5 protein-coding genes, 1 pseudogene and 1 riboswitch are annotated in these 9,494 nt (G+C 65.2%); of the genes and pseudogenes, 5 read left to right on the top strand and 1 reads right to left on the bottom strand.

What is annotated here, in order from left to right:
• Window positions 1-84 precede the first annotated feature (84 nt).
• Window positions 85-3,812: pseudogene (gene metH / locus ACQ6S1_RS11005) on the bottom strand (methionine synthase).
• A gap of 164 nt (window positions 3,813-3,976) precedes the next feature.
• A riboswitch (cobalamin riboswitch) is annotated at window positions 3,977-4,168 on the top strand.
• A 120-nt stretch (window positions 4,169-4,288) separates the two neighbouring features.
• Here metH and ACQ6S1_RS11010 point away from each other — a divergent pair.
• The 5 genes from ACQ6S1_RS11010 to ACQ6S1_RS11030 are packed head-to-tail and all read left to right on the top strand — an operon-like array spanning window position 4,289 to window position 9,392.
• Window positions 4,289-6,229, top strand: coding sequence for a TonB-dependent receptor plug domain-containing protein (locus tag ACQ6S1_RS11010; RefSeq protein ID WP_445041216.1), 1,941 nt, complete (start codon window positions 4,289-4,291; stop codon window positions 6,227-6,229).
• Window positions 6,230-6,266: 37 nt separating this feature from the next.
• On the top strand, window positions 6,267-7,115 hold the full coding sequence (locus tag ACQ6S1_RS11015) for an ABC transporter substrate-binding protein (RefSeq protein ID WP_445041217.1): 849 nt from the start codon (window positions 6,267-6,269) through the stop codon (window positions 7,113-7,115).
• Window positions 7,115-8,101, top strand: coding sequence for a FecCD family ABC transporter permease (locus ACQ6S1_RS11020; protein ID WP_445041218.1), 987 nt, complete (start codon window positions 7,115-7,117; stop codon window positions 8,099-8,101). Before ACQ6S1_RS11015 ends, ACQ6S1_RS11020 begins: the two co-directional genes overlap by 1 nt.
• Window positions 8,101-8,877 carry an ABC transporter ATP-binding protein gene (locus ACQ6S1_RS11025; RefSeq protein ID WP_445041219.1) on the top strand — a complete coding sequence of 259 codons (777 nt, stop codon included), beginning with the start codon at window positions 8,101-8,103 and terminating at the stop codon, window positions 8,875-8,877. Before ACQ6S1_RS11020 ends, ACQ6S1_RS11025 begins: the two co-directional genes overlap by 1 nt.
• On the top strand, window positions 8,874-9,392 hold the full coding sequence (locus ACQ6S1_RS11030) for a cob(I)yrinic acid a,c-diamide adenosyltransferase (RefSeq protein WP_445041220.1): 519 nt from the start codon (window positions 8,874-8,876) through the stop codon (window positions 9,390-9,392). The genes ACQ6S1_RS11025 and ACQ6S1_RS11030 overlap by 4 nt, the downstream gene beginning before the upstream one ends.
• The last annotated feature ends 102 nt before the right edge of the window (window positions 9,393-9,494 follow it).

Raw genomic sequence — 9,494 nt, forward strand, 5'->3', positions numbered from 1 at the left:
GCCCGATAATCGCCGGCGAGGAGTGGCGGTTCGATCAATCAAGCCCGGAGGAATCTGTTCGCCCGAGCTCGGTGAAATCCGAGGTCAGGACGCCGCCGCGAGGCTCCGTTCGTAGTTGAGGCTGGGCGCCAGCCAGCGCTCCATCTCTTCCACGCTCGCGCCCTTGCGGGCGGCATAATCCTCGACCTGATCCTGCTCGATACGGCCGACGCCGAAATAGGCGGCTTCGGGATGGCCGAAATACATGCCGCACACCGCCGCGCCGGGATACATCGCCATGCTCTCGGTCAGCTCCAGCCCGGCATGGCGCTCGGCGTTGAGCAGGCGGAACAGGGTGGTCTTCTCAGTGTGGTCGGGGCAGGCGGGATAGCCGGGGGCCGGGCGGATGCCCTGATATTTCTCGGCAATGAGGTCTTCGTTGGCGAGGCTTTCATCCGCCGCATAGCCCCAGAATTCCTGACGCACGCGCTGGTGCAGGCGTTCGGCGAAGGCCTCGGCCAGCCGGTCGGCCAGCGCCTTCACCATGATCGAATTGTAGTCGTCCTTGTCGGCCACATACTTCGCGACGATGTCGTCCAGCCCGACGCCCGTGTTCACCGCGAACGCGCCGATGTAATCGATCTTGCCGCTGTCCTTCGGCGCGATGAAATCGGCCAGCGCGAAATTGGCGCGGTCATTGTCGCGCAGCATCTGCTGGCGCAGCGTGTGGATCGTCGCGATCACCTCGCTGCGGTCCTCGTCGGCATAGATTTCGATGTCGTCGTCGCCCACGCTGTTCGCGGGCCAGAAGCCGAACACGCCGCGCGCCTTCAGCCGGCGTTCGAGGATGATGCGCTTCAGCATGGCCTGCGCGTCGGCATAGACCGCACGCGCGGCCTCGCCCACCACCGAATCCTCGAGGATCTGCGGAAAGCCGCCGGCCAGTTCCCAGGTCGAGAAGAACGGCCCCCAGTCGATGAAGCCCGCGATCTCGCCGAGGTCGTAGCCATTGAGCGCGCGCACGCCGAGCACGTTCGGGCGCGGCGGCTGGTAATTCGCCCAGTCGATACGGGCCTTGTTGGCCCGCGCGCCTGCGATGGTCTGGCGCGGCCCGGTCTTCTTGCCGCGGCCGTGCTTTTCGCGGATGCCGCGATATTCGTCCTGCACGCCCTTGATGTACTCGACGCCCGTCTTTTCGCCGAGCAGCTGCCCCACCACGCCCACCGCGCGGCTGGCGTCGGGCACATAGACGACGCCCTTGCCGTAATTCGGCTCGATCTTCACGGCGGTGTGGATCCGGCTCGTCGTCGCGCCGCCGATGAGGAGCGGCATCTTCATGCCCTTCCTCTGCATCTCGGCCGCCACATAGGCCATCTCGTCGAGGCTGGGCGTGATGAGGCCGGACAGGCCGATCACGTCCACTTTCTCGGTCTCGGCGGCATCGAGGATCTTGGCCGCCGGCACCATCACGCCGAGATCGACCACCTCGTAATTGTTGCACTGCAGCACGACGCCGACGATGTTCTTGCCGATGTCGTGGACGTCGCCCTTCACGGTCGCCATCAATATCTTGCCGGCCGATTGCTGCGTGTTGCCGGAAACGAGCTTCTCCTCCTCGATGAAGGGCAGCAGATAGCCCACCGATTTCTTCATCACGCGGGCGCTCTTCACCACCTGCGGCAGGAACATCTTGCCCGAGCCGAACAGATCGCCCACCACGTTCATGCCGTCCATCAGCGGCCCCTCGATCACGTCGAGCGGGCGGGGCGACATCTGGCGCGCTTCCTCGGTGTCGGCGTCGATGAATTCGGTGATACCGTTGACCAGCGCGTGGACCAGGCGCTCGCGCACCGGCTGCTCGCGCCAGCTCATGTCCACTTCGGCCGCCGCACCGGCCTTGAAGTCGCCGGCCACTTCCAGCAGGCGGTCGGTGGCGTCGGCGCGCCGGTTCAGCAGCACGTCCTCGACGCGCTCGCGCAGCTCGGCCGGAATGTCCTCATAGGGCGTCAGCGCTCCGGCATTGACGATGCCCATATCCATGCCGGCTCGGATGGCATGGAACAGGAAGCAGGAATGGATCGCCGCGCGCAGCGGCTCATTGCCCCGGAACGAGAACGACACGTTCGACACGCCGCCCGACACGTGGGCATACGGCAATTCCTGGCGAATGCGGCGCGTGCCCTCGAAGAACTCTACCGCGTAATTGTTATGCTCCTCGATGCCGGTCGCCACCGCGAAGATGTTGGGGTCGAAGATGATGTCCTCGGGCGGGAAATCCACGACCTCCGTCAGCAGCTTGTAGGAGCGCGCGCAGATCTCGAACTTGCGCTCGGCGGTGTCGGCCTGGCCCACCTCGTCGAACGCCATCACCACCACGGCCGCGCCATAGCGGCGGATCAGCCGCGCCTGCCGCAGGAACGGCTCCTCGCCCTCCTTCAGGCTGATCGAATTGACGATCGACTTGCCCTGAACGCATTTCAGCCCGGCCTCGATGACCGACCATTTCGATGAATCGATCATCACCGGAATGCGGCTGATGTCCGGCTCGGAGGCCACGAGGTTCAGGAAGCGCACCATGGCAGCCTCGCTGTCCAGCATGCCCTCGTCCATGTTGATGTCGATGACCTGCGCGCCGCTCTCCACCTGCTGGCGGGCGACGGCAAGCGCGGCGTCGTAATCGCCGTTCAGGATCAGCTTCTTGAAGCGCGCCGAGCCGGTGACGTTCGTGCGTTCGCCGATATTGATGAAACTGGCGGTGGAGATGTCGTTCACGCGCGGGCCTCGAAGGGTTCCAGTCCGGACAGGCGCAGCTTGCGCTCCACCTGGGGCACGTCGCGGGGTGGCAGGCCCTTCACGCGTTCGGCGATGGCGCGAATGTGCCCCGGCGTCGTGCCGCAGCAGCCGCCGACGATGTTGACGAGCCCCGCCTTGCCCCATTCGCACAGATGCCCGCCGGTGGTCTCGGGCGTCTCGTCATATTCGCCGAATTCGTTGGGCAGCCCGGCGTTCGGATAGGACGAGACGAGCGTGTCCGCCACCCGCGACAGCTCCGCCACATAGGGCCGCATCTGCTCGGCGCCGAACGCGCAGTTCAGCCCCACGCTGAACGGCTTCACATGCCGGATCGAGTTCCAGAACGCCTCCGTGGTCTGGCCCGACAGAGTGCGGCCGGACAAATCGGTAATGGTGCCCGAGATCATGATCGGCAGCTCCACGCCCATCTCGTCGAACACCTCCTGCACGCCGAACAAGGCGGCCTTGGCGTTCAGCGTGTCGAAGATCGTCTCCACCAGGATGAGGTCCGCGCCGCCATCGATCAGCGCCCGTGTCGCCTCCTTGTAGGCCTCGCGCAGCTCGTCGAACGTCACATTGCGGAAGCCCGGATTGTTGACGTCCGGCGAGATCGAGGCCGTGCGGCTCGTCGGTCCCAGCGCGCCGGCCACGAAGCGCGGCGAGCCGGTCTCCGCCTCCATCTCGTCGGCGGCCTCGCGCGCCAGCCGCGCGCCCTCGCGGTTCAGCTCGGCGGCGACGTGTTCGAGCTTGTATTCCGCCTGCGAGATCGTGGTGGAGTTGAACGTGTTGGTCTCGAGGATGTCCGCCCCGGCCTCCAGATATTGCCGGTGGATGCCCTTGATCACGTCCGGGCGCGTCAGCGTCAGCAGGTCGTTGTTGCCCTGCAGGTCCACCGCATGGTCGGCGAAGCGCGCGCCCCGAAAGTCCGGCTCCTGCAGCTTGTAGTTCTGGATCACGGTGCCCATCGCGCCGTCGAGAATGATGACGCGGGTCCGGGCAAGTTCGTCGAGCGCCGCGCGGCGTTCTTCGCGTGTGGACATCGGGAAACCTCGGCACGGGGGATAGGGCAATCAAGGGCATCGCCCCGCCGCTTCCTCTATCGCAAAAAGGCAACAATCGCCAGAAAGCGTCACAAAGCAGGCGGTTGAGGGCGCTTTTTCGAGATGATGATTGCGCTCTTGCTTTGCAATGCGCGCCAATCTGGCGGATGACCATGGCCGACGGTTCCTCTTCGGAGGATGAAAAGGGAACGCGGTGCGGCTTTCGGGCCCATCCCGCGGCTGCCCCCGCAACTGTGAGCGGCGGTCCCGTGCCAATGGCCACTGAACCTGTGTTCGGGAAGGCGGCACGGGAAGACACCCGCGAGCCAGGAGACCTGCCGTCAGCATGGTCATGCGCGAGAGCGTCGGACGGGGTGTTCCGGCGGTCGTCTTGGGTGCCGGTCCGCCTTGGGGGGCGGCGGGCCCGGGCGTCCCTCGCGGTGATGCACCATTTTGGCGTTTCGCCAGAGGTCCTCATGTCGCGTACCCTTCTTCTATCCTCCGCCGCTCTCGGCCTGATGACGATCGCCGCCGCGGCGCAGACCGCGCCGGCAGATGTCGCGGCGGCCCCCATCGAGCTCGAGGAAATCGTCGTCACCGCCAACCGCACGCCCACGCCGGCGAAGGAGGTCGGCAGCGCCGTCACCATCATCACGCGCGAGGAGCTGGAGCAGCGTCAGGTCCGCGTGGTCTCGGACGCCTTGCGTTCGGTGCCGGGCGTCAGCGTCAACACCACGGGCGCGCTGGGCAATCTCACCCAGCTGCGCGTTCGCGGCGCGGAATCCAACCACACGCTCGTTCTCATCGATGGCGTGGAGGTCAATTCGCCGGCCAATCTCGACAGCTCCTTCGATTTCGCCAATCTTCTGGCGCTCGATGTCGAGCGCATCGAGGTCCTGCGCGGTCCGCAGAGCGCGCTCTACGGGTCGGACGCGGTCGCCGGCGTGGTCAACATCATCACGCGGCGGGGCGAGGGGCCGGCCCGCGGCTCGGCCTTCGTCGAGGCCGGCAGCAGGGGCACCGTCGCGGGGGGTGCCTCCGTCGGCGGCGCCAAGGACCGTTTCGATTATTTCCTCAGTGCCAGCGGCCTGCGCACCGATGGTTTCTCCAGCGCCGCCGAATGGCGCGGCAACAGCGAGAAGGACGGCTACGAGAACGGCACCGCCTTCGCCAAATTCGGCTTCCAGGCGCGCGACAATCTGCGCTTCGATTTCGTCGGCCGCGCCTCCGGCTATTCTTCCGACAGCGATGATTTCGGAGCCGTCGCGGCCATTGACGGCGACGCCGAGACCGAGGGCAAGACCTTCCTAGGCCGGGCGCAGGCCAAGCTCGACCTGTATGACGGTCGCTGGCAGCAGCTCTTCCGCGTCAGCGGCAATCACGACGAGTACGATTATTTCTCGAACGGCGCGCTCACGGGTTCGTATGAGGGCACCAAGACCAAGTTCGATTATCAGAGCACCTTCGACATCCGCACCGACAGCCTGCCCCAGATCGCACAGAGCGTGACGCTGGCGGTCGATCACGAGATCAACGAGGCGAGCGTCCGCAGCGATTTCATCGATCTTGACCGCACGCGCGACCAGACGGGCCTCGTCGGGCAATATTCGGTGGGCTTCTGGGACCAGCTGTTCCTCACCGGCAGCATCCGGCACGATCTCAACGAGGATTTCGACGACAACACGACCTATCGCCTGACCGGCGCCTATGTGGTGCAGCAGACCGGCACCAAGTTCCGCGCCTCGTGGGGCACGGGCATCAAGGACCCGTCGCTGTATGAGCTTTACGGCTCGCCCGGCGTCTACCCCGTTCTGCCCAACCCCGACCTTCTGCCGGAGCGTTCGCGCGGCTGGGACGTCGGTGTCGACCAATCCCTCTTCGACAATCGCGTCCTCATCGAAGCCACCTATTTCGATCAGGAGATCGAGGACTTCATCACCACCGCCTACACTCCGACCTTCGAATCCCAATACGTGAACGGCGACGGTCGGGCGCAGACACGCGGCATCGAGCTCGGCCTCACCGTGCGGCCCCTGCCCAATCTCAGCCTGCGCGCGGCCTACACCTGGCTCGACGGCGAAGATCCGGACGGCAACCAATTGCTGCGCCGGCCGGAGCATTCCGCCAGCTTCAACGCCGATCTCGCCTTCCTGGACGGTCGCGCCAATGTCGGCGTCGGGCTGGTTTATGTCGGTGATCGGGAAGACCTCGCCTTCCTGCCGGCTCCCACCTATGGCAGCTACCGCACAACCCTGGATTCATATGTTGCCGTTAACGCACGCGGCAGCTATCGCATTGATGACAACAAGGAAATCTATGCGCGGGTCGAAAACCTGTTCGACGAAGAGTATGAAGAGACCTACACCTATGGTTCGCCGGGTCGTGTCGCGATCGCGGGAATGCGCGTAAACTTCTGATCGTCGGCCCGGTTCGGGTGGCTGCAGAACAGGGCAGATGATGGTTCGCTGGGTCTTGGCTGTCGTGCTTTCGGTGGTGTCCACCGCGGCGACGGCCGCTCCTCAGCGCATCGTCTCCCTGAACCTCTGTGCCGATCAATTGCTCCTGCAGCTCGTGCCGCGGGAGCGCATCGCTTCTCTGACCTGGCTCGCCGCCGATCCGCTGAGCTCGGCCATGGCGGACCAGGCGCGCGGCATCCCGGCCAACAGCGGCAGCGCCGAGGAGGTGCTCCGCTTCAAGCCGGATCTCGTTCTCGCCGGCATCTACACCACGCGCACCAGCGTCAATATCCTGCGGCGCGCCGGAATCCCGGTGGTGGAACTGGGCGTTCCAAGCACCCTGTCCGAGGCAAGCGACCAGATCCTCGATCTTGCGGCTGAATTGGGGGAAACCGGGCAGGGCAGGGAGATCGTCTCTGCGATGGAGGAGCGCCTGTCGCGCCAGACCTTCCCGGCGCTCGGGCCACGCCCACGCGCTTTGGTGCTCGGCGCCTACGGTGTCGCCGCCGGCCCGGGCTCGATCCTGGACGATATCGTCGAGCGGGCCGGCTTCGAAAGCCTCTCGCCATCCCTTGCCAAAGGCGGCGAGACCGGCATCCCGCTCGAAACGGCAATCATGTCGGGGCCCGATGCCCTGATCGTCGACGAGGCCGACCGAGGCCCGGCACTGGCCAACGAGATCCTGAGCCATTCGGTGCTGCGCGCGCTGCGCGGCCGGGTCGAAACGATCGCCCTGCCGTCGCGTCTGTGGTCCTGCGCCGGTCCTCATCTTGCGGATGCCGTCGAGGTCCTGAGGACGGCGGCCGTGCGCATCAGCGCACGCACGCTCCTGCACCCGGTGCGCTGATGCCACGCAAGATATTGTTTTTGCTTATTATTTTGATGTTTTTGCTGATTGCGGCATCGGCACTCATCGGCACATACCCGCTCAACATCGGCGCAGCCATCGGCACACGTCTCGCCGGTCAGGAAACGCTCGAAAGCATCGTGTTTTTCGAGCTGCGCCTGCCCCGCGCCATCCTGGGCGCGCTCGTCGGTTTCAGCCTCGGAATTTCGGGCGCGGCCATGCAGGGCTGGCTGCGCAACCCATTGGCAGACCCCGGCATCATCGGTGTGTCCGCCACGGCCGCTCTGGGCGCGGTCATCACCTTTTATTCGGGAATGGCGGCGGCATTTTCGCTGGCCTTGCCGCTCGGCGGCATTGCCGGAGCCATGCTGGCGACCACGGCCATGTACATCCTGGCGGGCAGGGGGGCCGGCACCACCTCCCTCATCCTCGCCGGCGTGGCGCTCTCCAGCCTCGCTGCGGCGCTCACCTCGCTGGCCCTCAATTTCGCGCCAAACCCTTATGCAATCACGGAAATCGTGTTCTGGCTGATGGGCTCCCTCGCGGATCGCGGGCTCGACCACGTCTATCTGGCGCTGCCGTTGATGGCGTTCGGCTGGTTCCTGCTGGCCCGCTGCGGACCGTCGCTCGACGCTCTGACGCTTGGAGAGGACAGTGCGCGTTCGCTCGGTTTCGATCTCGATGTGCTGCGGCTGCGGGTCATTGCAGGCGTGGGCCTGTGCGTGGGCAGCGCGGTGGCGGTGTCCGGCGCCATCGGCTTCGTCGGCCTCATCATGCCCCATCTGGTCCGTCCCCTCGTGGGAAACAGCGCCGGAAAGATCCTTATCGTCAGCGGCTTGGGTGGTGCGATCCTGCTGCTCTGCGCCGACATTGGAGTGCGTCTCATCCCCACACAGCCGGAAATGAAGCTCGGCGTGGTCACGGCCCTCCTTGGCGCGCCTTTCCTGTTCGCTTTGGTCTGGCGCCTGCGCCGGGACGTGCTGTGATGCGGATCGATGCAAGCGATCTGACCGTCTGCATCAAGGGCAGGGCGGTCGTAGACCGAGTGAGCCTGACTCTGGGGGGCGGTGAATTTGTCGGCCTCATCGGGCCGAACGGGGCCGGAAAAACAAGTCTTGTGCGTGCGTTGGCCGGCTTGATCGAGCCCCAGTCCGGTACGGTGAGCTACGATGGCGTGGCTTTGGACGCCATCCCGCTGCGTGAGCGCGCCTGCGACGTCGCTTTCCTCGCCCAGGCTGGCCCGGTCCACTGGCCACTTCGTGCCCGTCAGGTGGCCGCTCTCGGCCGTCTCCCGCATCGCAACAGCACCCCGGCCGAGAACGACGTCGCCATCGACCGGGCATTGTCGCTCGCGGGCGTCACGGAGCTGCAGAACCGCACCATGGACCGATTGTCCGGCGGTGAGCGGGCCCGCATCCTCATTGCCCGCGCGCTGGCGGTGGAGGCGCCCATCATGGTGGCCGACGAGCCCAATGCCGCGCTCGACCCCTACCACCAACTCGCAATCATGGAGGTGCTTCAGGCGCAGGCACGATCGGGCGCGGGGATTCTCGTGGTCCTGCACGACCTTACGCTTGCGGCGCGCTTCTGCGACCGTCTGATCGTGATGGCGGAAGGGCGCAAGATCGCGGACGGGACGCCGGCCGATGTGTTGACCGGACCCAATCTGGCGGAAGCCTATTCCATCACCGCGAAATGCGCGGAGGAGGGCGGTATCTCCTATGTTCTGCCGCTCCACCGGCTGGAGAGAAGCGAGCCATGAAGATTTACACCAAGAAGGGAGACAGGGGAGAAACCTCGCTGTTCTCCGGTCGTCGCGCCCGCAAGGACGACGCCTGTGTGGCCGCAGTCGGCGATCTCGACGAATTGTCGGCCGCGCTGGGTCTTGCACGCGCGGTCAATCCCTTTCTGGCGGATCAGATCATCGAGATTCAGCGCAATCTCTACGTCATCAGCGCGCGTCTCAGCGCAGAAGGCAAACGCGACATCCCCGGCATCCCGGAGCAGGCTATCAGCGCTCTTGAGGCTGAGATCGACCGTTTCGACGCCCAACTGCCACCGCTTACCGATTTCGTGGTGCCGGGCCAAACTGAAAACAGCGCCCGCCTTCACCTCGCCCGAGCCATCTGCCGACGCGCAGAACGCTCCTGCATCGGCACAAACATCGGCACACCACCGGAAACCACCTACCTAAACCGCCTGAGCGATGTACTGTTCATGTGGGCGAGATGGGAAGTATGCTATAATGGAGCGGGCGACATAAAACTCAAGAGCTGAAGTAAATATCGGCCTAGGTCGGCCAGCTTCCCTCCCGGGTGTTCTGCTCATATGGGGGTTTTACAAAGCAAAAACCCCCGCTGGATATGTCCATGCGGGGGT

The organism is Terrihabitans aquatilis, assembly GCF_052542005.1.

What these genes read in the sequence shown, in the direction of transcription:
- ACQ6S1_RS11020 (WP_445041218.1), top strand. Translation starts at nt 7,115, where the DNA reads ATGCCACGCAAGATATTGTTTTTGCTTATTATTTTGATGTTTTTGCTG.
- ACQ6S1_RS11010 (WP_445041216.1), top strand. Translation starts at nt 4,289, where the DNA reads ATGTCGCGTACCCTTCTTCTATCCTCCGCCGCTCTCGGCCTGATGACG.
- ACQ6S1_RS11030 (WP_445041220.1), top strand. Translation starts at nt 8,874, where the DNA reads ATGAAGATTTACACCAAGAAGGGAGACAGGGGAGAAACCTCGCTGTTC.
- ACQ6S1_RS11015 (WP_445041217.1), top strand. Translation starts at nt 6,267, where the DNA reads ATGATGGTTCGCTGGGTCTTGGCTGTCGTGCTTTCGGTGGTGTCCACC.
- ACQ6S1_RS11025 (WP_445041219.1), top strand. Translation starts at nt 8,101, where the DNA reads ATGCGGATCGATGCAAGCGATCTGACCGTCTGCATCAAGGGCAGGGCG.